Here is a 22,353-nt window from a genome sequence, read left to right as displayed (position 1 = left end):
GCGTTTTGTCAACTTAGCACATATTTGGGGACCTTAGCTGATGGTCCGGGTTCTTTCCCTCTCGGACATGGACCTTAGCACCCATGCCCTCACTGCCCTGAAACATTATATAGCATTCGGAGTTTGTCAGGAATTGGTAGGCGGTGAAGCCCCCGCATCCAATCAGTAGCTCTACCTCTATATAACTATCAGAACGCTGCACCTAAATGCATTTCGGGGAGTACGAGCTATTTCCGAGCTTGATTGGCCTTTCACCCCTACCCACAGGTCATCCCAAGACTTTTCAACGTCAACGGGTTCGGTCCTCCACTATGTGTTACCACAGCTTCAACCTGCCCATGGGTAGATCGCACGGTTTCGCGTCTACTACTACCGACTATGGCGCCCTGTTCAGACTCGCTTTCGCTACGGCTGCGCACCATAAGTGCTTAACCTTGCCGGTAAAAGTAACTCGTAGGCTCATTATGCAAAAGGCACGCCGTCACCAATAAATTGGCTCCGACCGCTTGTAGGCGTATGGTTTCAGGGTCTATTTCACTCCGTTATTCACGGTTCTTTTCACCTTTCCCTCACGGTACTGGTTCACTATCGGTCTCCCAGGAGTATTTAGCCTTGGCGGATGGTCCCGCCGGATTCACACAGGGTTTCACGTGCCCCGCGCTACTCAGGATACCACTATCTTTAACGCTCCTTGCCTGTACCGGGCTATCACCGTCTACGGCCCCTCTTTCCAAAGGGTTCCAGTTCGTCGCGCAAAGAACATTGTGGTCCTACAACCCCGTTATTGCCGGAACAACAACGGTTTGGGCCAGTCCGATTTCGCTCGCCGCTACTCTCGGAATCACTCTTGTTTTCTCTTCCTCCGTCTACTTAGATGTTTCAGTTCAACGGGTTCGCCCACCTTACGGTGTGACTGGCCTTCAACCAGCCGGGTTGCCCCATTCGGACACCCACGGATCAATGCTCATGTGCAGCTCCCCGTGGATTTTCGCAGCTTATCACGTCCTTCATCGCCTCTGAGAGCCTAGGCATTCCCCATACGCCCTTCTTTTGCTTGTCGCACCTGTACCTAAGTACAAATGCCCTCTCGTAATCCTTATATATTCTATTCTACTTCGTGTTTCTTCTTTGACTTCGCAATTACGGTAAAACCGTATCGCTCCGTCCCAATATGTCAATGAACTTTCTGGCACATCGCCTCCGATACAAGATCGGCGGACGACTTTTGCCGTGGTGGAGAATATCGGAGTCGAACCGATGACCTCCTGCGTGCAAGGCAGGCGCTCTAGCCAGCTGAGCTAATCCCCCATTATCAGTTGTCAGTTAACAGTTATCAGTTAACAGTACTATATAACGGTAACCCAACACCTAGAATTTCCTTATTTCAATACCCAATGAACTTCTTTCGTAGTCTCAGGCAGACTCGAACTGCCGACCTCTACATTATCAGTGTAGCGCTCTAACCAGCTGAGCTATGAGACTGTCTTGGCCTTAATTTGCCTGTATATCAAAAAACATATTATAAACGACAGCGCAGAGATAAAACCATCTCGTGCGGGACAAGGATATTCCGGACATCTCTTTCTCTAGAAAGGAGGTGTTCCAGCCGCACCTTCCGGTACGGCTACCTTGTTACGACTTAGCCCTAGTTACCGATTTTGCCCTAGGCCGCTCCTTGCGGTGACGGACTTCAGGCACTCCCGGCTTCCATGGCTTGACGGGCGGTGTGTACAAGGCCCGGGAACGTATTCACCGGATCATGGCTGATATCCGATTACTAGCGATTCCAGCTTCACGGGGTCGAGTTGCAGACCCCGATCCGAACTGTGACCGGTTTTGTAGATCCGCGCCCCCTTGCGGGGTGGCTTCCCTCTGTACCGGCCATTGTAGCACGTGTGTAGCCCAGGACGTAAGGGCCGTGATGATTTGACGTCGTCCCCACCTTCCTCACGGTTTGCACCGGCAGTCCCGTTAGAGTCCCCATCTTTACATGCTGGCAACTAACGGTAGGGGTTGCGCTCGTTATAGGACTTAACCTGACACCTCACGGCACGAGCTGACGACAACCATGCAGCACCTTGCAGGCAGTCCGAAGAAAGGGGTGTCTCCACCCCATGCAGCCTGCATTTAAGCCCTGGTAAGGTTCCTCGCGTATCATCGAATTAAACCACATGCTCCACCGCTTGTGCGGGCCCCCGTCAATTCCTTTGAGTTTCATTCTTGCGAACGTACTCCCCAGGTGGGATACTTATCACTTTCGCTTGGCCACGGAGACCGAAGTCCCCACAGCTAGTATCCATCGTTTACGGCGTGGACTACCGGGGTATCTAATCCCGTTCGCTACCCACGCTTTCGTCCATCAGCGTCAGTACATGGTTGGTCACCTGCCTTCGCGATCGGTGTTCTATGTGATATCTATGCATTTCACCGCTACACCACATGTTCCGGCAACCCCACCATGACTCAAGACCTGCAGTATCAAAGGCAATTTTATGGTTGAGCCACAAACTTTCACCCCTGACTTACAGGCCCGCCTACGGACCCTTTAAACCCAATGATTCCGGATAACGCTCGGACCCTCCGTATTACCGCGGCTGCTGGCACGGAGTTAGCCGGTCCTTATTCTTACGGTACCGTCAGACACCTACACGTAGGTGCGTTTCTTCCCGTATAAAAGCAGTTTACAACCCATAGGGCCGTCATCCTGCACGCGGCATGGCTGGATCAGGCTCCCGCCCATTGTCCAATATTCCTCACTGCTGCCTCCCGTAGGAGTCTGGTCCGTGTCTCAGTACCAGTGTGGGGGATCCCCCTCTCAGGGCCCCTAACCATCGCTGCCTTGGTAAGCCGTTACCTCACCAACTAACTAATGGTACGCATGGCCATCCCTGTCCGATAAATCTTTAATCACCTTATCATGCGATAAAACGATACCATGGGGCATTAATCCAAGTTTCCCTGGGCTATTCCCCTGACAGGGGCAGGTTCCATACGCGTTCCGCACCCGTGCGCCGGTCGTCATCAAAAAAGCAAGCTTTTCTATGTTACCCCTCGACTTGCATGTGTTAGGCCTGCCGCTAGCGTTCATCCTGAGCCAGGATCAAACTCTTCATTGTATTTCCTTGAATGTCTGTCCGACACCCGGAAATCCGAGTCCCCGCATCAAAATGGTTTATTCTTAATTCTACGCTGTCGTTACAATATGTATATGAACTTCTTTACTTTTTTTAAACTCAAAAGGACTCTCTTCTCATCAAATCCCCTCTCGTTAACGCCCTGCCTTATCAGCTAAGCGGGTGCAAATATACGCACCTTATTTTCTTCCCGCAAAATGTTTTTCAATATTTTTTTAAAAAAAATGCATTTCACTGATTTTCAACTTTTTAATATACGAAAAATTTTAAACTGCGACAAAAATCAATTCAATAAAAATCATACATATATATAAGACCTTGATTGAACACGACTTACAAATGCGACCCCTCCCTATTGTCAGCATCAAATCAAGATAGTATCTTTGACACCATCCAAAATTAAAGGAGCGTAGATGATTGATATTACATTGCCAGATGGCGCAGTAAAGAAAGTTCCGAAAGGAACTACACCCATGGAGGTTGCTAAAAGCATTAGTGAAGGATTGGCCAGAAATGTTATTTCGGCAAAATTCAACGACACCACTGTTGAAACCGTAACACCTTTAAAGGAAAGCGGCACCCTTACTTTATATACATGGAAAGATGATGAGGGCAAAAAAGCATTTTGGCACTCCACCTCCCACGTTGTGGCCCAAGCCTTAGAGGAACTCTATCCTGGCATAAAGTTGACCATTGGTCCTGCGATAGAAAATGGTTTTTACTATGATGTAGATTTTGGCGACGAGACCATTTCCGAGAAGGATTTTCCAAACATCGAGAAAAAGGCATTGGAAATTGCCCGAGGAAAGCACGACTATACTATGAGAAGTGTTTCCAAAGATGATGCTCTTTCCTATTATAAAGAACAAGGGAATGAATATAAGGTGGAACTCATCGAAAATCTTGATGATGGCACCATCACTTTTTGCGACCACAGCACTTTTACCGACTTGTGCCGCGGAGGACATATTCCAAATACTGGTATCATAAAAGCAATAAAACTATTAAGTGTTGCGGGCGCTTATTGGAGAGGTGACGAAAAAAACACCCAACTGACTCGAGTCTATGGCATATCGTTCCCTAAACAAAAAGAACTTACGGAGTACCTTCAACTTTTGGAAGAGGCCAAGAAAAGAGACCACAGAAAACTAGGTAAGGAACTTGAGCTTTTCACTTTTTCACAGAAAGTGGGCCAAGGTCTTCCTTTATGGTTGCCCAATGGTGCCGCCCTGCGCGAACGCTTGGAGCAGTTTTTAAAGAAAGCCCAGAAGAAAGCAGGCTATGAAATGGTTGTAACTCCACATATTGGTCAAAAAGAACTATATGTAACTTCTGGCCACTACGCAAAATATGGAGAGGATAGCTTTCAACCAATTCATACCCCAAAGGAGGATGAAGAGTTTTTGCTGAAACCCATGAACTGCCCTCACCACTGTGAGATATACAACAGTCAACCTTTTAGTTATAAAGATTTACCCAAACGCTACGCCGAATTCGGTACCGTATATAGATATGAACAAAGTGGTGAATTACATGGACTAACAAGAGTAAGGGGGTTTACTCAAGATGATGCCCACATTTTCTGTACAACGGAACAACTTAATGATGAATTCAAAAATGTAATCGACCTTACCTTATATGTATTGAATTCTTTAGGGTTTGAAGATTTTACTGCCCAAGTATCTGTTAGGGATTTGGACAACCCTGAAAAATACATAGGAAATACCGAGGATTGGGAAAAAGCGGAGCAAGCTATTATTGATGCCGCAGAAGAAAAAGGTTTGAATTATGTGGTTGAAAGTGGTGAAGCTGCCTTTTATGGTCCAAAGTTGGACTTTATGATCAAAGATGCCCTCGGAAGAAACTGGCAATTGGGTACCATTCAAGTAGATTATAATCTTCCTAAACGTTTTGATCTATCCTATAAAGGAAGCGACAACGAACTGCACAGACCAGTAATGATTCACCGTGCCCCATTTGGTAGCATGGAACGATTTGTGGCACTACTACTGGAGCATACTGGTGGAAACTTCCCGTTGTGGTTGATTCCAACACAAGCTATCGTACTGCCCGTCAGCGAGAAACATGAAAAATATGCTGAAAAAGTTTTGAATTCGCTAGAAAATCACGAAATTCGCGCGCTCATTGATAATAGGAACGAGACGGTAGGGAAAAAAATCCGTGAGGCAGAACTCAAAAAAATCCCTTTCATGATCATTGTTGGGGAACAGGAAGAAGAGTCTGCCAGCCTTTCTGTAAGAAGACATGGAGGTGAGGATTTGGGTAGTTTGAGCGTAGATACATTTTCGGACTTGGTAACTACTGAAATAAATAGTACCTTAAAGTCGTTCTAAAAAATTAAGTTTAATTAAAAAGTTTACGTCATAGCAATTAGAAGAAGATTTAGACCCCAACCAAGGAGGGAAAATAAAAACCCTCATAACATCAATGAGAAAATAAAAGCCCGAGAAGTAAGGCTTGTCGGCGATAATGTTGAAATGGGTGTTTACCCCATTTCAAAAGCAAGGGAAATAGCCAACGAACAGGAGTTGGATTTGGTTGAAATATCACCAAATGCTGAACCTCCAGTTTGTAAGGTTATGGATTATAAAAAGTTTCTTTACGAACAAAAGAAACGCGACAAGGCCATGAAGGCCAAAGCAAGTAAAGTTGTCGTAAAGGAAATTAGGTTTGGACCGCAGACGGACGACCATGATTATGAATTCAAGAAAAGACACGCAGAAAAGTTCTTGAAAGATGGTGCCAAACTAAAAGCCTATGTATTCTTTAAAGGACGATCTATCGTTTATAAAGATCAAGGCGAAATATTATTGCTCCGACTCGCCCAAGAACTCGAAGAGCTTGGAAAGGTAGAGCAAATGCCTAAATTAGAAGGTAAGCGTATGACCATGTTCATTGCGCCCAAGACAAACAAAAAATAAAAACTGAACCTTGGTTCGGTATAATAAGCGGAGTTAAATACTAGGAAAATGCCTAAGATGAAAACAAAATCCAGTGCCAAGAAGCGTTTTAAGCTGACAGGAACTGGTAAAATCAAAAGAAAGCACGCTTTTAAGAGTCACATTTTGACTAAAAAATCTAAGAAGCGTAAGCTAAAGTTGACCCATTCCACTTTGGTTCACAAAGCGGATGAGGACAACATCAAAGAACAATTACGTTTAAAATAATTGTTCGCCGGTACATTATTTATTAACCATGGAGTCAGGCTCATAAAAGTTCTCAATAATTGAGACGCCTGCTACAAAAAAATGACACATTATGCCAAGATCAGTAAATTCAGTTGCTTCAAGAGCTAGAAGAAAAAAAGTGATGAAGCAAGCCAAAGGTTACTTTGGAAGACGTAAAAACGTTTGGACAGTAGCCAAAAATGCGGTAGAAAAAGCTATGCTTTATGCTTACCGCGATAGAAGAAACAAAAAGCGTACTTTCCGTTCCCTATGGATTACCCGTATTAATGCTGGTGCCAGAATGCACGGAATGTCTTACTCTCAATTTATGGGTAAGGTTAAAGCCAATGGAATTGAACTTAACAGAAAAGTTCTTGCCGATTTGGCCATGAACCACCCAGATGCTTTTAAAGCAATTGTTGAGAAAGTAAAGTAAAAAAGTTAATATAAACTTACCCCGCTTATTTAGATCCCGCCTTGTGCGGGATCTTTTATTTTACGGCTTTTCCATAAACAGTTTATTCTATACTGTGCCCGAATTAACAACCATATTTCTATTGTCCATAGGCCGTAACCACCAACTTTCTCCCTGTAGCATGATTCCTGTGCTCGCATAGATAAATGCCCTGCCAAATACCCATATTTAATCTGCCCTGTGTTATAGGGACCTGTACCGAAGATCCCATCAACGACGCTTTTATATGAGCTGGCATATCGTCCGGACCTTCATAATTGTGTACATAATAAGGTGCATTTTCGGGCACCATTGTATTGATATGACTCTCAAAATCGGTTCGTACCGTTGGGTCCGCATTTTCATTTATGGTTAAACTGGCCGAGGTATGCTTAATAAACACCTGAAGAAACCCTACTTTAATCTTTCGCAGTTCAGGCACGGCCCCAATTACCGTATCTGTTATCAAATGAAACCCTCGAGAATATGATCGTAATTGTATTTCCTTCTGATAAAAGTTCATGTAAAAACATTCTTTGCCCCCCGAAATTAATATAAAGTTTACCAAAACAAGGGTTCGGTTCCGTGAATAACAAATAACTTTGCAGCTTAATTAGTTGGAATGGACCTATCACAAATAAAAATGGTGGTTACCGATATGGACGGAACTTTATTGAACTCCAAACATGAGGTAAGCCCCCGGTTTTTTGAAATTTACGAAGAACTCAAAAAGAAAAATATTGCTTTTGTTGCTGCTAGTGGAAGACAATATCATAGTATGGTCGATAAATTGGAGTCCATCAAAAATGAAATCTTGGTCATTGCAGAAAATGGTGCCTTAATCAAAAAGCAAGAAGAAACCTTACTTACCACTCCCATAAATAAGTCTGAAGTCAATCGAATTCTTGATACCGTAAGACCGTTGGAAAATGTACATCCAGTGCTTTGTTGCCAAAACAATGCCTTTGTAGGTGGCGATTCCAGCGAGTTTATTGATATGCTCCGTGAATACTATTCCGAGTTTGAAATTGTAGAAAATCAAAAACAGGTAGACGAAGAAGTGCTAAAAATTGCTATCTACCATTTTGAAAATTCTGAAAAACATATTTATCCCAATATGAAACACTTGGAAGGTGACTTGAAAGTAAAAGTTTCCGGAGCCAATTGGGTGGATGTTTCCGATTTGAATGCCCATAAGGGATATGCCCTAAAAAAGGTGATGGATGATTTTCAAATTGAATCCAACGAAATCATGGTCTTTGGAGATTACAACAACGACCTCGAGATGTTGGAGCTATCTGACTACAGCTTCGCTATGGCCAATGCCCATCCCAATGTTTTAAAAACCGCCAAATATATTACTCACAGCAATGATGACTTTGGTGTAGAGCGGATTTTGGAGAAGTTGCTTTAGCAATCAATCCTTTGATCAGATACCGAAGCGATTTGCTTTTGTAAAATTTGTACCTTAAAGGGCAAACCACAAAAGCAACACTATGGCACCCTTAAAAAAAGAACAGATCAAACAAGAAGTCTTTGATCTTTACGATAAATATGCACACAACCAGTTAGACCGTAGAGAGTTTATGGAAAAACTTTCCGTTTACGCAGTTGGTGGTATCACCATGGCTTCTTTGATGAGTTTTGTAATGCCCAACTACAAAGACACGCTAACTGTATCTCCCAACGACCCAGAATTGGATTCCAAATTCATTACCTACAATTCCCCAAAAGGCGGTGGTGATATCAAAGGATTATTATCTAAACCAAAAGATAGCAAAGGTAAAATGGGAGGTGTTGTAGTAGTACATGAAAATCGTGGACTCAATCCTTATATTGAAGATGTAGGAAGAAGAGCTGCTAAAGCAGGATTTATTTCCTTGGCGCCCGATGCCCTTACGCCACTTGGTGGTTATCCCGGCAATGATGATGATGGTAGAACACTTCAACGGCAACGAGACCGTAATGAAATGCTGGAAGATTTTATCGCCGCCTACGAGTATCTCAAAAACCATAAGGATTGTAATGGCAAAGTAGGTGTTGTCGGCTTTTGTTTCGGTGGATGGATTTCCAATATGATGGCTGTAAGAGTTCCCGATTTAGCCGCAGCGGTTCCATTTTATGGAAGTCAACCTGCGGATGATGAAGTAGCACAGATCAATGCACCTTTATTAATTCATTATGCGGGATTGGACGAAAGAGTAAATGCCGGGTGGGAAGACTATGAAGCCAAACTGAAAGAGCTAGACAAGGATTACGAGGTTCACTTTTATCCCGATGTCAATCATGGGTTCCACAACAATACAACGCCACGTTTTGATGAAGCTTCAGCCGATTTGGCATGGAAAAGAACCATCGAATTCTTTAAAGAACACTTGAGTTAGGTCTTCTGTTTCTTTTTTCGGGCAGCAGGAAACAAGACATTGTTCAAAATTAATCGATACCCAGGTGAGGTTGGATGTAGTTCCAGTTCCGTTTTGGGGTCCCCTACCCTGTGCTGGTAATCTTCTGGATCGTGACCTCCATAAAAGGTGAAGAACCCTTTTCCTTTAATACCATGGATATATCTCGCCTCTCCATTGATCTTATTCTCCCCGAGAATCATCACCGTTGGCTTAATTTGACTTCGGGTGTATGCTGTGGTCTGCCCCATAAAACCTTTCACCAAACTGGTATGGTTTTGTGTCAACATAGTGGGAACTGGATCCCATTTGGCAGAAAATTCCATTAATGAAAAGTAATCGGACTCTTTAGGGACATTTGCCCTTTTATTGGTCATGTCAATGGAAGAAAACTCATATCGGATAGGATTGCGTTCCAAGGTAAAATTGGTAAACGCAAACGTATTGCTAAAATCCAGTTTAGCCTGATAGTTCGCATCCGAAGGGTCACCATCGAACATGGGTTCACAGATATCAACTTCCTCTGCGGCCAAGGCAATATCAAAACTATCGGTGGCAGAGCACATAGCAAACATAAAACCTCCACCAATCACATAGTTTCTAATTTTTAGAGCCACCGCCAATTTCTCTTCAGACACCTTGGAGTACCCCAGACCTTGTGCCAGCTCTTCAGCTTTGGCCTTATCTTCAATATACCATGGAGCAGCCCTGTAATGGCCATAAAAGCGGCCATACTGTCCTGTGAAATCTTCGTGGTGCAGGTGTAACCAATCATATAGCGCCAATTTATCTCCTAATACTTCAGTATCATAAATAGTGGTATAAGGTATTTCGGCATAGGTGAGCACCATGGTAACGGCATCGTCCCAAGGCTGGTTCCCCTTTGGGGAATACACCGCAATTTTCGGTGCTTTTTCCAATATAACTGCATCTTGATTTTGGGAAGGACTACTTATATCCTCCAAAATCTGTGCTGCCTGACCATCAGAAAGGACCTCAAAAGAAACGCCTCGAATTTGACATTCTTTGCGAATGGTTTCACCATCGGGCAACATAAAAGAACCGCCTCGATAGTTGAGCAACCATTGTACTTTTTGCTGTTTCGCAAGTACCCAATAGGTAATTCCGTATGCTTTCAAATGATTTTCTTGCCCTTCATCATCCATCGGGATAAGGATAACAGAAGCAAAAGATTGAAATGTAAGTAATAAAAAGAATGCTAAAAGTACACCTCTCGACTGTGTTCGAGGTGACAGGAAAGTTATTATTTTAGAAAGGTACGTCGTTATCATCTGGGCCATCTTCACTGTTCATTGAACTACCAAAAGCATCATCCGCACTGGGAAGGTTTGGTGTTGCAAAGGGATTTTCTTCGTCCGCATTCATCTTCGATTGGAATTCGAATGGGGAATCAAAGTCATCCAAGTTATCAAATTTACCCAGAGCGCCCACAAATTTTAACCTAATATTTTCTAAACCTCCATTACGGTGTTTAGCAACAATAAATTCTGCTTGACCTTGCGTGGGGGTGCGCTCTTCATCGTCCCACTCGTCAATTTTATAATATTCCGGCCTGTAAATGAAGGATACAATATCCGCATCTTGCTCAATCGCCCCAGATTCCCTCAAATCCGAAAGGATAGGTCGTTTACTACCTCCACGCGTCTCCACGGCCCTCGATAGCTGGGAAAGGGCAATTACGGGAACATTCAATTCCTTTGCCAAGGCCTTTAAGTTTCTTGAAATCGTTGAAATCTCCTGTTCACGGTTACCTCCTTTTTGGCTTCCTCCAGCCGTCATCAACTGCAAATAGTCAATAACAATAAGCCTGATATTGTGCTGTGAAGCCAATCGCCTTGCTTTGGCTCGCAGGTCGAAAATAGAAAGTGATGGGGTATCATCGATAAACAAAGGGGCTTTTTCCAAGGTCTTCACCTTAACGTTCAACTGCTCCCATTCGTGTTTTTCCAGTTTTCCGGTTCTAAGTTTTTCTGAGGACAAGCCCGTTTCTGAAGAAATCAAACGGGTAATCAACTGTACCGATGACATCTCCAAAGAGAAAAAGGCAACTGGAATTTCCGAGTTAACTGCAATATTGCGGGCCATGGAAAGGGTCAAAGCCGTTTTCCCCATACCTGGACGTGCCGCCACAATGATCAAATCACTGGGTTGCCAACCTGAGGTCAGCTTGTCCAACTTATCGAAGCCGGATGGAATTCCACTCAATCCTTCCTTATTGGAAATTTCCTCAATTCTTTTCTTGGCCTGAATCACCAAATTCTGTGCTGTTTCAGCAGAACGTTTTAAGTTTCCTTGGGTAACCTCGTACAATTTTGCCTCCGCATTGTCCAAAAGATCAAAGACATCGGTCGCATCACTGTAGGCTTCCTCAATAATATCGTTGGATATTTTAATGAGGCTTCTTTGAATATATTTCTGAAGAATAATTCTTGCATGGAACTCAATATGAGCAGAAGAAGCTACTTTTTGGGTAAGTTTTATCAAATAAAAATCACCTCCGACCGCTTCCAGCTTACCATCTTTCTTTAATTGAGATGAAACCGTTAATAAATCCACTGGTTCGGAAGTTTCAAACAAATTGAAGATGGCCTCGTAAATGTATTTATGGGAATCCTTGTAGAAAACATCAGGATGAAGAATATCAATTACTTCATCCACCCCTTTCTTGTCAATCATCATGGCGCCCAATACAACTTCCTCTAAATCAACAGCTTGAGGCGGTATTTTACCTCTCTCTAGGTTGATAAGGGCGGATTTTTCCACACGACGTCCTACGATGGGGCTAGGTTTTTCCATGAATGCGAAAGTAGCTAATTAACCTTTAGTTAACTTTAGTTTAAACGGATACGATTTCCACAGGTACTCAACAATTGAATTGTTGATAACTTAAAATACCTGTTAATAACATAAAAAAAAATGAGGATATAACCTAATGAAAAAGGTGAACCCTTGAAAAACAAGATTTATTCGCTAAAAACTCCCATATCCGCATATTTTTCCATGCGCGTTTTCACCAATTCTTTTGGTGATAACTTTTTGAGTTCTTCAAAATGGGAAGAAATTTTGTTTGCGACCGTTTCAAATGTTTTTGCTCTATTGGAATGTGCTCCACCCAAAGGTTCTTTTACAATTTCATCAACCAATTTCTGCTTTTTCATATCAGTAGCGGTCAACTTCAACGCATCGGCGGCTTGCTCTTTGTATTCCCAGCTTCTCCAAAGGATAGATGAACAGGATTCTGGAGATATAACGGAATACCACGTGTTCTCTAACATAAGAACCTTGTCTCCTACACCAATGCCCAAAGCACCTCCAGAAGCTCCTTCGCCGATAATAATAACAATAATCGGCACTTTAAGGCGTGTCATTTCTAAAATATTACGTGCAATGGCTTCACCTTGCCCCCTTTCTTCTGCTTCAATACCAGGATAGGCACCTGGGGTATCCACAAAACAAACTACGGGTATCTTAAATTTCTCGGCAGACTTCATCAATCGAAGCGCTTTACGGTATCCTTCTGGATTAGCCATACCAAAATTTCGGTACTGGCGGGTTTTGGTGTTATACCCTTTTTGCTGACCAATGAACATATAGCTTTGGTCTCCAATTTTTCCAAGTCCGCCCACCATGGCCTTGTCATCTTTTACATTTCTATCACCGTGAAGCTCCAAAAAGGTATCTCCACAAATGGCATTTATGTAATCCATGGTATAAGGACGATTGGGGTGCCTTGACAACTGTACCTTTTGCCAAGCGGTAAGGTTTTTATAGATATCCTTACGCGTCTGCGCAAGTTTTTTTTCGATTTGAGAGCAGGTTTCTGTAACGTCTACATCACTTTCTTCCCCAATTACCATACATTTTTGAAGTTGGTCTTCAAGTTCTTTGATGGGGAGTTCAAATTCTAGATATTCCATGGGAAGTCTTTTATTTTCATGAAAAACAATGGGGACAAATATATAACTTTATGGGATACTCCCATGAATCACACAAGTCTTTTAACGCCAACAATATACAAGATTATTAACGGATTATCGCTTGGCTTTCATAAGCATATAAACGGCAAAAACACCAAAAAGAAGGTTGGGAATCACAACAGCCAACAAGGGTGAAAAACCAGATTGCTCTGCCAACGTTCCAAAAACCTTATCAAAGAAAATGTAGACGAAAGCGACACCAATACCAAAAGCCAAATTAAGTCCCATACCGCCTCGGCGTTTTATAGAGGACACGGCAACTGCTATTACGGTAAGGATAAACGCGGCTATAGGAAGCGCCCAACGTTTATACTTTACCAAAACATAGGCATTTATGTTGGATGCTCCTTTTCTACGCTGGTCCTCTATAAAATCATTCAGCTCAAAAAGGTTTTTTGTCTCTGCCACATAAGAAACCGGGGTAAGGTCATCTATCTGAAAAGAAAAAACAGTATCCAAACGTCGCCTTGCATTGATATATTCAGTTTCGTTCCGTACTTCCCGCTTTTCGTAATTCGTCAATCTATAAATACTATCGTCCTCTATCCATCGAATGTTACTGGCCGAAATTTTATAGTCCAACTTGCCTATGGAATCAAAATGTTCGTAGGTAAAATTATAACCAATCTGACGGTTAGGGTCAAAACTACTCACGTAGATATAATCACTCTCGTTTAATTGATTGAAGATATTCTCCGTTTCCCTTGTCTGCTTTCCTTTTTTAAAGTATTTGTACTCAAACTCGTTAAAACCAATACTAGCATTTGGTACAATGAACATTCCCATCATAAAAATAAGGATGGCGACCAAGGTGGCTCCTACAAAATAGGGTCTTAAAAAACGCCAAAAAGATACCCCTGAACTTAAAATGGCCACAATCTCGGTGTTACTGGCCAGTTTTGATGTAAAAAATATAATCGATAAGAAAAGGAAAATGGGCAGCAATAAATTCCCGATTACCAAGGTAAAGTTGCCATAGAACACAATCACCTCGGACAAAGGAGCCTCATTGTCGATGATTTTCCCGATTTTCTCCGCCAAGTTCGCCATGATACCGATAGGGACAAAAAGCAAAAGCATCCCCATAAAGGTGATCAAGTAGCGTTTTAGGATGTATTTATCGAGTATGGTGAACATTACAGTCTTTTATCCATTTGGTTAACCATCTTGGTTTTCCACTCCAAAAAATCTCCGGCTAAAATACGTTCTCTTGCCGTACGCACCAACCACAAATAAAAACCAAGATTGTGAATGGTGGCAATCTGCTTGCCCAAATATTCATTGGCAGCAAATAAATGGCGAAGATAGGCCTTAGAATATTCGGTGTCCACAAAAGTAATCCCCATCTCATCCAAAGGCGAAAAATCGTTTTCCCATTTTTTGTTTTTGATGTTGATGGTACCATGAGCCGTAAACAACATACCATTTCGAGCATTACGGGTAGGCATCACACAATCGAACATATCTACACCCAACGCAATATTTTCCAAAATATTGATTGGAGTACCAACACCCATGAGATATCTCGGTTTGTCTTCTGGAAGAATATCACATACCAACTCGGCCATCTCGTACATTTCCTCAGCAGGTTCCCCTACCGAAAGTCCACCAATCGCATTACCTTCCGCTTCTACAGAAGCAATATATTCAGCAGATTGTTTCCTTAAATCCTTGTAAGTCGAACCTTGTACAATAGGAAAAAAACTTTGGGAATAATCATAAGTATAGGGCAGCTTTTCCAAATGATTGATACACCTATCCAGCCACCTGTGCGTCATGTGCATGGAGCGTTTGGCATATTGGTAATCGCAAGGATAAGGTGTGCACTCATCAAAAGCCATAATAATATCCGCACCAATGGTACGCTGTATTTCCATTACATTTTCAGGTGTAAAAAGATGACGGGATCCATCAATATGGGATTTAAACTTTACACCCTCCTCCTTTATCTTTCTATTGTCGGACAATGAATAAACTTGATATCCACCACTGTCGGTTAAAATTGGTCTATCCCACCCCATAAATTTATGGAGTCCCCCAGCTTCTTGTAAAATTCCAGTTTTAGGTCTTAAATAAAGATGGTATGTATTTCCTAAAATTATATCAGGATTAATTTCATCTTTTAATTCACGTTGATGAACACCCTTTACCGAGGCAACGGTGCCAACAGGCATAAATATAGGAGTATCGATAATACCATGATCAGTGGTCAATTCCCCTGCTCTAGCCTTAGTTTTGTTATCCTTTTGTATTAAGGTAAAATCCAATTGTAAGTTTTAGAACCGCAAATATAACTAACTCAGTATCGTTGTTCCTTAACAAAAAAATAAAGTTTCTGAGCATAAGCCATTTAATAAATGTGTATTTAACACTTGTTTTCCACGAATAATGCCATTACATTTGAATTCTAAATTAAAAACACAATGCCGAACACGCAAGAATTACAGGACCTGGTAGTACAGGTAAGAAGGGACATTTTACGAATGGTCCATAAGGTAAATTCGGGGCATCCAGGGGGTTCTTTGGGCTGTACTGAGTTTTTAGTAGCACTCTACAACGAGGTAATGGATTTAAAGGACGGATTTGATATGGATGGAATCGGAGAAGATCTCTTCTTCCTTTCCAATGGACATATTTCTCCAGTTTTTTATAGTGTTTTAGCCCGAAGAGGTTACTTCCCTATCGAAGAATTGAACACCTTTAGACTTATTGACTCCAGATTGCAGGGTCACCCTACCACCCATGAAGGATTGCCAGGCGTACGTGTAGCTTCTGGGTCATTGGGTCAAGGAATGTCCGTTGCCATTGGAGCTGCACTTGCCAAGAAACTGAACGGTGATAATCACCTGGTATTCAGTTTGCATGGTGATGGTGAATTGCAAGAAGGCCAGAACTGGGAGGCCATTATGTATGCCGCAGGTAACAAAGTAGATAATTTAATTGCCACGGTAGACCGTAATGGACAACAGATTGATGGTGCTACCAAAGATGTTCTTCCCTTGGGTGATGTTGGCGAAAAATTCAAGGTCTTTGGATGGGATGTTTTGGAAATTGAAAACGGAAACGACCTAGAGCAAGTAATTGCTGGCTTAAATGAAGCCAAGAGCAGAACCGGAAAAGGAAAACCGGTATGTATTGTTATGAAGACTGAAATGGGTAATGGTGTTGATTTTATGATGCATACCCATGCATGGCACGGTAAAGCGCCAAGCGATGAGCAATTGGCTACCGCATTGGAGCAAAACCCAGAAACTTTAGGCGATTACTAATTTTTAAAAAGACACAATGACTAAATATACAGATCAAGGAAAACAAGATACCCGAAGCGGATATGGTGCGGGAATGACGGAACTGGGAAGGACCAATCCAAACGTAGTGGCACTTTGTGCTGATTTGGTAGGCTCGCTTAAGATTGAAACTTTTATTAAAGAAAGCCCAGAACGTTTCTTTCAAACAGGTATAGCAGAAGCTAATATGATGGGCATCGCTGCTGGTTTAACCATTGGTGGAAAAATCCCTTTTGCCTCTACCTTTGCAAACTTTGCAACTGGCCGTGTGTATGACCAAATCCGTCAATCTATTGCATATTCCGATAAAAACGTTAAAATATGTGCTTCCCATGCTGGGTTAACCTTGGGTGAAGACGGTGCAACGCACCAAATTTTAGAAGACATCGGTTTGATGAAGATGTTACCGGGTATGACCGTTATCAATCCATGTGATTTTAACCAGACCAAAGCAGCAACCATTGCCATAGCAGAACACCATGGCCCGGTTTATTTGCGTTTTGGAAGACCAAAAGTGGCGAACTTTACCCCTGTAGACCAAAAATTTGAAATCGGCAAAGCCCTTATGCTTAATGAAGGTACCGACGTTACCATTATTGCTACAGGACATTTGGTATGGCAAGCACTACTTGCTGCCGAGAGTTTGGAAAACCAAGGGATTTCCGCAGAAGTAATTAATATACACACCATAAAACCATTGGACGATAAAGCGATTTTGGATTCTGTTAAGAAAACAGGTTGTGTGGTAACTGCCGAAGAACACAATTATTTAGGTGGACTTGGAGAAAGTGTTGCCCGTGTATTGGCAACCCACCACCCTACCCCTCAAGAGTTTGTGGCCACGCAAGATACCTTTGGTGAAAGCGGAACCCCAGAACAACTTATGGAGAAGTACGGGTTGAACAATAAAGCCATAGAAGCTGCCGTTTTAAAAGTGTTGAAACGTAAATAGTTTCGATGAGATATCCCTTTAGGGGTATCTTCAACCTTTTAAAATAACACGTATGAAAAAAACTTTTCTAGTAGCAGTATTTGCCTTAATTGGTTCTGCTGTAATGGCTCAAAGCGGCTCAGGTTTTGGTGTCAAAGCCGGATTATCCTACAACAAGAACGGTGACCTCATCAGTTCTGTTGGAGATGGAGGACAAGATATTGTCGAAGGAGCTGAAGGTAAGACAGGTTACCATTTTGGATTTTGGGGAAAATTGGATTTTCCAAAGATTTACCTAAGACCAGAGTTGGTATATTCCAAAACAAAAAGTTCGTATGATGTAGATGGTAATTCACAAGATTACGATGTTTCAAAATTAGATATGCCCGTACTTTTGGGATATAAGCTAATTGGTCCTCTGCACATTTTTGCGGGGCCTGCTTTTCAATATACACTAAACAATGATTTGGGCGACTTACAGGTCGAAGATGTAAAGAACGACTTTACGGTAGGTCTTAATGCCGGTGTAGGCGTTAACCTGGGCAAAGTAGGATTGGATGTAAGGTATGAGAGAGGTTTCTCGGAGAACGAAGCCGAATTTATCGACACCAATGTTGCCAATGTTGAAGGAAGGGTAGATTCGAGACCTTCCCAAATTATTTTTGCGTTATCACTCAAATTGTAACATATATTTTAAGTAGAAAAAAACCCCTGTTGCTGCAACAGGGGTTTTTTTATTTAATATCATTTTATTAGTTGGTATCCGGATCCAAGTAATCGGGAGTTCCATCACCGTTTGAATCTGGATAAGGGAAGATAATAATCCCATTTTCATCTGTTATCTCATTCCGCGTGGAAACTCCATCGCCATCATCATCAGCGTCCAAATAATTTGGGCTAGGATTAAAAGGTTCTTCATCTGCATTTGTATTATCATCTTTTAGATACCTATTGCTGTTTAAATCCTCTTGAATGGAAGGAATACCATCATTGTCACTATCTGTATTCTCAACAAACAACCCAAGTTCTACTTTAAAAAGGATAGGAGCATACGTACCAGCAGCACCTACAGACCTGTTAAACGCCGCCAAACCTGAAGGCATTACAATTATACCCAAACCGCTGTTTGTAACCTGATAGGTCCCATCTGGATTTTCAACTACCTGATCTGAAGTTCCTGCCTTCAAATTAGAAATTCCATCTCCATACCCTCTATAAGTTGATGGAAGTTCTTGCCACACAAAATCTTGACTCTCATCAAATAAAGTTCCGTCCAAGGCTGACCCTTGATACCTTACCAAGGTAGAGTCTGCGTAGGTTGGACTCCCACCTTCACCTTCTCTAACCTGTATAAAATAGTAAGTATGTGGTATATCCTCTTCATCTTCGCCTAAAGCTAAATGACTTGAAGAAACATTAAGTGTGATGGCCGAGGCATCTTCAATCAATGGTCTTTTGTCCGCATTTTCACCAGCTATCGTATCGATTACAATTTTATAATCGAACCCTTCTGGGAGGGTAATAAAATCCTCATAATTGTAAAAATGGGTGCTCAAAAACTCCCTAATGGTTTCGTCGTCTTCCGGTGCAACATCACTTAACAAGCTTGGTGGCACCACAACAACATCATCATCATCATCTTTGTTACACGATAAGAGTGTGGCTGCAAAACATAAGAAAACTAAAACTCGGTACTTCATCAAGTCTGATATTTAGGCGCGCAAGATACAATTTTCCATTATTTTTGCTTTGTCCATTAACAAAGAATTGCGAAGACTATGCGAATAGACAAGTACCTTTGGTGCGTTAGATACTTTAAAACTCGAAGCATTGCCTCCAATGCTGTGAAAAAAGGACATGTAAAAGTCAATGGAAGTGCTGTTAAACCATCCAGAGATGTATTCCCAATGGACAAAATTATTGTTCGGAAAAACCAAATTGATTATCGACTTACAGTTTTGGACATTCCAGAAAGTCGTGTAGGGGCAAAATTGGTGGATATTTACCGTAAAGACACCACACCAAAAGAAGCTTTTGAACACAATGAATTGCTACAGTACGCCAAAAAGCATTATCGAAAAAAAGGTTTGGGGCGTCCTACGAAAAAAGATCGTCGAGATTTGGACGACTTTATCGACGAACCGGAATAAACTGTTTTTATATCTTTAACCCAAGCATTAAGCACTATGATAAACCGTATTCTTACCCACGATCAAATACAGCACATTGCAAAACGAATCGCTTACCAGATTTATGAAACCAATGTAGATGAAAAGGAAATCGTGGTTGCAGGAATTAATGGTGGCGGAGAAAGTTTCGCCAAGAAAATAATCACTGTCCTAAAAAAAATCACAGACGCGGAGATAATTTTATGCAAAGTGGATATGGACAAAAAGAATCCTTTGGAAAGTGGGGTCAGCACTTCCCTTAAAGTAGAGGATTACACTAATAAATCCATTGTTTTGGTTGATGATGTACTAAACTCGGGAACCACATTGATCTATGGAACCCATCACTTTCTAAAGACTCCGATAAAACAGTTAAAAACGGCGGTATTGGTAAACAGGAACCATAAAAAATATCCTATTAAGGCAGATTTTAAGGGTATATCACTCTCAACATCCCTAAACGAACATATTAAAGTGGAGTTTGAACCTAAGAACAATGCAGTTTACTTAGAGTAATTTTTTGATTTGCTCTACCGCTGTTTCTGCATCAATACCGTTACAATCTAAGGTATGCTTTGCTTGGAGATAGTATGGCCTTCGTTCAAAAAGATGCTTTCCAATAAATTCTGGCAGTTCTTCCTCCCCAATGTTTTTCACTAAAGGTCTATCTTCTTTTTCTTTTGAAAGTCTTTCCACCAAACTTGGAATACTCAAGTTAAGATATACAGAAAGGTCTGATTCTTTTAAAATGGTTTCCATATTATTTCCATAACATGGAGTCCCCCCTCCTGTTGAGAGGACAATAGACTCTTCCTTATCCAAAACTTCGGACAGCATTTGATGCTCAAGTTTTCTAAAAAATATTTCACCTTTTTCAGAAAAAATATTTTTAATGGATTTTTTTTGATGCTCCTCAATATACTCATCCAAATCAATGAACTCTAATCCTAATTGCCTGGCCAACAATCGTCCAACGGTCGACTTTCCACTTGCCATATATCCCAGTAAAACTACTTTCATTTTCGAGAATTTTATCCGATTTCAAAAAAACACAAATTTATCATTAATTCACCTTGGAAAATAAATTATTGATGTTATATTTGCACCCGCTTAGCCAAACAGCTGAGCACAACTTGAAGACCTGATAGCTCAGTTGGTAGAGCATCTCCCTTTTAAGGAGAGGGTCCTGGGTTCGAGCCCCAGTCAGGTCACTTTTTAAAAAACCATAAGATAGCAAACCCTGTAATGTACTTTACAGGGTTTTTCTTTTTTGACCAAAAACTGAGTGTCAAATTTGTGGCTTGCGGCAAACCACTGCGTTCCGTTCGCCTTTATATCGATTTCTAGTTGCATGAAAGGGGTTTCTAAGCCACCGTTTTATTGAACATTCATTGTTAACCGAGTCCACTGGTATGTTAAAGTTCATTTCCCCGTACTAAATAAATAGTTTACATTCTAACGTTAATTTAAACTTTCAGGTTATGGTTTTTGGATATGCACGGGTGAGTACCATGGAACAAAGTTTGGACCTTCAATTGGATGCATTGCTGAAAGAAGGGATTCCACAAAAGAACATTTACACGGACAAAGTATCGAGCACCAAGGAAGTGCGGAAGAGCTTGAGCAAACTTTTAAAATATGTGAGGGACGGAGATACCATAGTGGTCTGGAAACTGGACCGAATCGCTAGAAGCCTTTCGCACCTGACCAAACTCATCGAGGACTTCGAACAACAGGGAATCCACTTCAAGAGCATTCAGGAGAATTTCATTGATACGACATCCCCACACGGCAGGTTTATCTTCAACTTGTTTGCTTCGGTTGCCCAATTGGAACGGGACATCATTATAGAACGGACAAGGGCTGGATTGGAAAGTTCAAGAAGGCGTGGCTTGAAAATCGGAAGAAAACCTGGACTTAGCAAACAAGCTTTACATAAAGCCATGCTGGCAGAACGTTACTATAGAGATAACAAGTTGAGTATTGAGGAAATCATGAAACTCATTGATGTTGGCTCTAAAAAGACCCTCTATAAATATTTGGCATATCAAGGCAGAAGAAAGTGTATTGAATGTGGAAATCTATTTTGGGACAAGAGACAGGATATGGACAAAGCTTATTGCAAAAAGCACAAGAAGAAAATCAAACCCGATTGACTGTTTTACTCCCCTTTCACCGAAAACCCAATTTTTGATTTATAGAAATTTCCTACATTTAAACAAATCATATAACCTACCAATGACCAAAACTGACCTATTCAGAGCCATCATTAAAATCTTTGGGGTTTATTGTTTTATTGAGGCTCTCTTCCGTTCGATTCCGAATATTTCTTTTTCAGGTGGCTTTTATTCCTTCAGTTTGATGGTAAGTTTGTTTTACTTGTTAATTACTGGAGTTATTGCTTTCCTTTTATTATTTGGAACGGACAGAATAATAAAGTTGTTTCGCCTTGAGAAAGGTTTTGATACCAAAAATATTGATACCTCTCATTTAAATGAGGAAGGGATTTTAAAACTTGGTTTGATTTTAATCGGACTGTTAATGATTGCAGATAACATTGCCCAATTTTTAAACTACTGTTATTTGATATTCAAAAAACAGATTTCGGCAAACGGACTTGATGAAATCGATGGCCTGATGCTCGACCAACAATTAGATTATAATTGGTGGGTGATTTCTGGTTTAAACGTTTTAATCGGGTTTGTAATTTTAACCAATTATAAAAGGATTTCGAACTTGTTTACCACTAAGGAGAATAAGGTTGAGGATTCTGAGAATTAAATCAAAGTTT

21 protein-coding genes, 3 tRNA genes and 2 rRNA genes (1 of these 26 cut by a window edge) are annotated in these 22,353 nt (G+C 41.4%); 14 read left to right on the top strand and 12 right to left on the bottom strand.

Annotated features, from left to right (window positions below; translation table 11 throughout):
- The 4 genes from D2V08_RS09870 to D2V08_RS09855 form a co-directional block, all read right to left on the bottom strand.
- Positions 1-1,061, bottom strand: a 23S ribosomal RNA gene (locus tag D2V08_RS09870) (it extends 1,759 nt beyond the left edge of the window).
- Between the two features lie 170 nt (positions 1,062-1,231).
- Positions 1,232-1,308: transfer RNA gene (locus D2V08_RS09865), tRNA-Ala, on the bottom strand.
- A 100-nt stretch (positions 1,309-1,408) separates the two neighbouring features.
- Positions 1,409-1,482 (bottom strand) — tRNA-Ile (locus tag D2V08_RS09860).
- A 108-nt stretch (positions 1,483-1,590) separates the two neighbouring features.
- Positions 1,591-3,116 (bottom strand): 16S ribosomal RNA (locus D2V08_RS09855).
- The 16S and 23S rRNA genes sit together here with 2 tRNA genes alongside, the layout of an rRNA operon.
- A gap of 431 nt (positions 3,117-3,547) precedes the next feature.
- Between D2V08_RS09855 and thrS the strand changes: the two genes are divergently transcribed.
- The 4 genes from thrS to rplT all read left to right on the top strand — a co-directional run bounded on the left by thrS (position 3,548) and on the right by rplT (position 6,758).
- Complete coding sequence (gene thrS, locus D2V08_RS09850; RefSeq protein WP_119607962.1) at positions 3,548-5,488, top strand: threonine--tRNA ligase; 1,941 nt, start codon at positions 3,548-3,550, stop codon at positions 5,486-5,488.
- A 36-nt stretch (positions 5,489-5,524) separates the two neighbouring features.
- Positions 5,525-6,076, top strand: coding sequence for a translation initiation factor IF-3 (gene infC / locus D2V08_RS09845; RefSeq protein WP_198519716.1), 552 nt, complete (start codon positions 5,525-5,527; stop codon positions 6,074-6,076).
- Positions 6,077-6,124: 48 nt separating this feature from the next.
- On the top strand, positions 6,125-6,322 hold the full coding sequence (gene rpmI, locus D2V08_RS09840) for a 50S ribosomal protein L35 (RefSeq protein WP_014033572.1): 198 nt from the start codon (positions 6,125-6,127) through the stop codon (positions 6,320-6,322).
- Positions 6,323-6,413: 91 nt separating this feature from the next.
- Positions 6,414-6,758 carry a 50S ribosomal protein L20 gene (gene rplT / locus D2V08_RS09835; RefSeq protein WP_014033571.1) on the top strand — a complete coding sequence of 115 codons (345 nt, stop codon included), beginning with the start codon at positions 6,414-6,416 and terminating at the stop codon, positions 6,756-6,758.
- Positions 6,759-6,876: 118 nt separating this feature from the next.
- On the opposite strand, the gene D2V08_RS09830 is transcribed toward rplT, so the two are convergent.
- The gene (locus D2V08_RS09830) at positions 6,877-7,299 is read right to left on the bottom strand and encodes a secondary thiamine-phosphate synthase enzyme YjbQ (RefSeq protein ID WP_119607960.1); all 423 of its coding nucleotides are present in this window, start codon (positions 7,297-7,299) and stop codon (positions 6,877-6,879) included.
- Between the two features lie 99 nt (positions 7,300-7,398).
- Here D2V08_RS09830 and D2V08_RS09825 point away from each other — a divergent pair, with 99 nt between their 5' ends.
- Together D2V08_RS09825 and D2V08_RS09820 are read left to right on the top strand one after the other, a co-directional pair.
- Complete coding sequence (locus D2V08_RS09825; protein WP_119607959.1) at positions 7,399-8,190, top strand: HAD family hydrolase; 792 nt, start codon at positions 7,399-7,401, stop codon at positions 8,188-8,190.
- A gap of 82 nt (positions 8,191-8,272) precedes the next feature.
- Entirely contained in the window at positions 8,273-9,160 is an 888-nt protein-coding gene (locus tag D2V08_RS09820; RefSeq protein ID WP_119607957.1) for a dienelactone hydrolase family protein, read from the top strand.
- Here the strand turns inward: D2V08_RS09820 and D2V08_RS09815 are convergent.
- The 5 genes from D2V08_RS09815 to tgt all read right to left on the bottom strand — a co-directional run bounded on the left by D2V08_RS09815 (position 9,157) and on the right by tgt (position 15,443).
- Positions 9,157-10,470 (bottom strand): asparagine synthetase B, encoded by a 1,314-nt coding sequence (locus D2V08_RS09815; protein ID WP_119607955.1) that lies wholly within the window; start codon positions 10,468-10,470, stop codon positions 9,157-9,159. The two genes, D2V08_RS09820 and D2V08_RS09815, sit on opposite strands and share 4 nt — an antisense overlap.
- Positions 10,448-11,995, bottom strand: coding sequence for a replicative DNA helicase (dnaB, locus tag D2V08_RS09810; RefSeq protein WP_119607953.1), 1,548 nt, complete (start codon positions 11,993-11,995; stop codon positions 10,448-10,450). The genes D2V08_RS09815 and dnaB overlap by 23 nt, the downstream gene beginning before the upstream one ends.
- A 167-nt stretch (positions 11,996-12,162) precedes the next feature.
- Positions 12,163-13,116 carry an acetyl-CoA carboxylase carboxyltransferase subunit alpha gene (locus D2V08_RS09805; RefSeq protein WP_119607952.1) on the bottom strand — a complete coding sequence of 318 codons (954 nt, stop codon included), beginning with the start codon at positions 13,114-13,116 and terminating at the stop codon, positions 12,163-12,165.
- Positions 13,117-13,230: 114 nt separating this feature from the next.
- On the bottom strand, positions 13,231-14,313 hold the full coding sequence (locus D2V08_RS09800) for an LptF/LptG family permease (RefSeq protein WP_119607950.1): 1,083 nt from the start codon (positions 14,311-14,313) through the stop codon (positions 13,231-13,233).
- Positions 14,313-15,443, bottom strand: a complete 1,131-nt coding sequence (gene tgt / locus D2V08_RS09795; RefSeq protein WP_119607948.1) for a tRNA guanosine(34) transglycosylase Tgt — start codon at positions 15,441-15,443, stop codon at positions 14,313-14,315. Before tgt ends, D2V08_RS09800 begins: the two co-directional genes overlap by 1 nt.
- Before the next feature lie 156 nt (positions 15,444-15,599).
- On the opposite strand from tgt, the gene D2V08_RS09790 reads away from it, so the two are divergent.
- The 3 genes from D2V08_RS09790 to D2V08_RS09780 are packed head-to-tail and all read left to right on the top strand — an operon-like array spanning position 15,600 to position 18,079.
- Positions 15,600-16,445 carry a transketolase gene (locus tag D2V08_RS09790; protein ID WP_119607946.1) on the top strand — a complete coding sequence of 282 codons (846 nt, stop codon included), beginning with the start codon at positions 15,600-15,602 and terminating at the stop codon, positions 16,443-16,445.
- Positions 16,446-16,461: 16 nt separating this feature from the next.
- Complete coding sequence (locus D2V08_RS09785) at positions 16,462-17,415, top strand: transketolase family protein (protein ID WP_119607945.1); 954 nt, start codon at positions 16,462-16,464, stop codon at positions 17,413-17,415.
- 52 nt (positions 17,416-17,467) lie between these two features.
- A complete protein-coding gene (locus tag D2V08_RS09780) occupies positions 17,468-18,079 on the top strand; it encodes an outer membrane beta-barrel protein (RefSeq protein ID WP_119607943.1) in 612 nt (203 codons plus the stop codon).
- A gap of 67 nt (positions 18,080-18,146) precedes the next feature.
- On the opposite strand, the gene D2V08_RS09775 is transcribed toward D2V08_RS09780, so the two are convergent.
- The gene (locus D2V08_RS09775) at positions 18,147-19,094 is read right to left on the bottom strand and encodes an FKBP-type peptidyl-prolyl cis-trans isomerase (RefSeq protein ID WP_119607941.1); all 948 of its coding nucleotides are present in this window, start codon (positions 19,092-19,094) and stop codon (positions 18,147-18,149) included.
- 78 nt (positions 19,095-19,172) lie between these two features.
- Between D2V08_RS09775 and D2V08_RS09770 the strand changes: the two genes are divergently transcribed.
- Together D2V08_RS09770 and D2V08_RS09765 are read left to right on the top strand one after the other, a co-directional pair.
- Entirely contained in the window at positions 19,173-19,544 is a 372-nt protein-coding gene (locus D2V08_RS09770; protein ID WP_119607939.1) for an RNA-binding S4 domain-containing protein, read from the top strand.
- 36 nt (positions 19,545-19,580) lie between these two features.
- Complete coding sequence (locus D2V08_RS09765; protein ID WP_119607938.1) at positions 19,581-20,078, top strand: phosphoribosyltransferase family protein; 498 nt, start codon at positions 19,581-19,583, stop codon at positions 20,076-20,078.
- Here the strand turns inward: D2V08_RS09765 and D2V08_RS09760 are convergent.
- The gene (locus D2V08_RS09760) at positions 20,070-20,582 is read right to left on the bottom strand and encodes a shikimate kinase (protein WP_119607936.1); all 513 of its coding nucleotides are present in this window, start codon (positions 20,580-20,582) and stop codon (positions 20,070-20,072) included. The genes D2V08_RS09765 and D2V08_RS09760 overlap by 9 nt on opposite strands.
- 118 nt (positions 20,583-20,700) lie before the next feature.
- Here D2V08_RS09760 and D2V08_RS09755 point away from each other — a divergent pair.
- The 3 genes from D2V08_RS09755 to D2V08_RS09745 all read left to right on the top strand — a co-directional run bounded on the left by D2V08_RS09755 (position 20,701) and on the right by D2V08_RS09745 (position 22,343).
- Positions 20,701-20,773: transfer RNA gene (locus D2V08_RS09755), tRNA-Lys, on the top strand.
- Positions 20,774-21,043: 270 nt separating this feature from the next.
- Positions 21,044-21,718 carry a recombinase family protein gene (locus D2V08_RS09750; RefSeq protein ID WP_119607935.1) on the top strand — a complete coding sequence of 225 codons (675 nt, stop codon included), beginning with the start codon at positions 21,044-21,046 and terminating at the stop codon, positions 21,716-21,718.
- An 82-nt stretch (positions 21,719-21,800) separates the two neighbouring features.
- Positions 21,801-22,343, top strand: coding sequence for a hypothetical protein (locus tag D2V08_RS09745; RefSeq protein ID WP_119607933.1), 543 nt, complete (start codon positions 21,801-21,803; stop codon positions 22,341-22,343).
- Positions 22,344-22,353: the final 10 nt, after the last annotated feature.

It is taken from the genome of Flagellimonas lutimaris (genome assembly GCF_003581615.1).
GTDB classification, from domain to species: domain Bacteria; phylum Bacteroidota; class Bacteroidia; order Flavobacteriales; family Flavobacteriaceae; genus Flagellimonas; species Flagellimonas lutimaris.
This window is presented reverse-complemented; position numbering and strand designations above follow the sequence as displayed.

Coding starts and splice junctions, on each gene's coding strand:
- D2V08_RS09805 (WP_119607952.1), bottom strand. CDS start 13,116: ATGGAATATCTAGAATTTGAACTCCCCATCAAAGAACTTGAAGACCAA.
- D2V08_RS09765 (WP_119607938.1), top strand. CDS start 19,581: ATGATAAACCGTATTCTTACCCACGATCAAATACAGCACATTGCAAAA.
- D2V08_RS09745 (WP_119607933.1), top strand. CDS start 21,801: ATGACCAAAACTGACCTATTCAGAGCCATCATTAAAATCTTTGGGGTT.
- D2V08_RS09830 (WP_119607960.1), bottom strand. CDS start 7,299: ATGAACTTTTATCAGAAGGAAATACAATTACGATCATATTCTCGAGGG.
- D2V08_RS09780 (WP_119607943.1), top strand. CDS start 17,468: ATGAAAAAAACTTTTCTAGTAGCAGTATTTGCCTTAATTGGTTCTGCT.
- thrS (WP_119607962.1), top strand. CDS start 3,548: ATGATTGATATTACATTGCCAGATGGCGCAGTAAAGAAAGTTCCGAAA.
- D2V08_RS09770 (WP_119607939.1), top strand. CDS start 19,173: ATGCGAATAGACAAGTACCTTTGGTGCGTTAGATACTTTAAAACTCGA.
- rpmI (WP_014033572.1), top strand. CDS start 6,125: ATGCCTAAGATGAAAACAAAATCCAGTGCCAAGAAGCGTTTTAAGCTG.
- D2V08_RS09815 (WP_119607955.1), bottom strand. CDS start 10,470: ATGATAACGACGTACCTTTCTAAAATAATAACTTTCCTGTCACCTCGA.
- D2V08_RS09775 (WP_119607941.1), bottom strand. CDS start 19,094: ATGAAGTACCGAGTTTTAGTTTTCTTATGTTTTGCAGCCACACTCTTA.
- D2V08_RS09760 (WP_119607936.1), bottom strand. CDS start 20,582: ATGAAAGTAGTTTTACTGGGATATATGGCAAGTGGAAAGTCGACCGTT.
- D2V08_RS09790 (WP_119607946.1), top strand. CDS start 15,600: ATGCCGAACACGCAAGAATTACAGGACCTGGTAGTACAGGTAAGAAGG.
- D2V08_RS09825 (WP_119607959.1), top strand. CDS start 7,399: ATGGACCTATCACAAATAAAAATGGTGGTTACCGATATGGACGGAACT.
- rplT (WP_014033571.1), top strand. CDS start 6,414: ATGCCAAGATCAGTAAATTCAGTTGCTTCAAGAGCTAGAAGAAAAAAA.
- D2V08_RS09750 (WP_119607935.1), top strand. CDS start 21,044: ATGGTTTTTGGATATGCACGGGTGAGTACCATGGAACAAAGTTTGGAC.
- D2V08_RS09820 (WP_119607957.1), top strand. CDS start 8,273: ATGGCACCCTTAAAAAAAGAACAGATCAAACAAGAAGTCTTTGATCTT.
- dnaB (WP_119607953.1), bottom strand. CDS start 11,995: ATGGAAAAACCTAGCCCCATCGTAGGACGTCGTGTGGAAAAATCCGCC.
- D2V08_RS09785 (WP_119607945.1), top strand. CDS start 16,462: ATGACTAAATATACAGATCAAGGAAAACAAGATACCCGAAGCGGATAT.
- D2V08_RS09800 (WP_119607950.1), bottom strand. CDS start 14,313: ATGTTCACCATACTCGATAAATACATCCTAAAACGCTACTTGATCACC.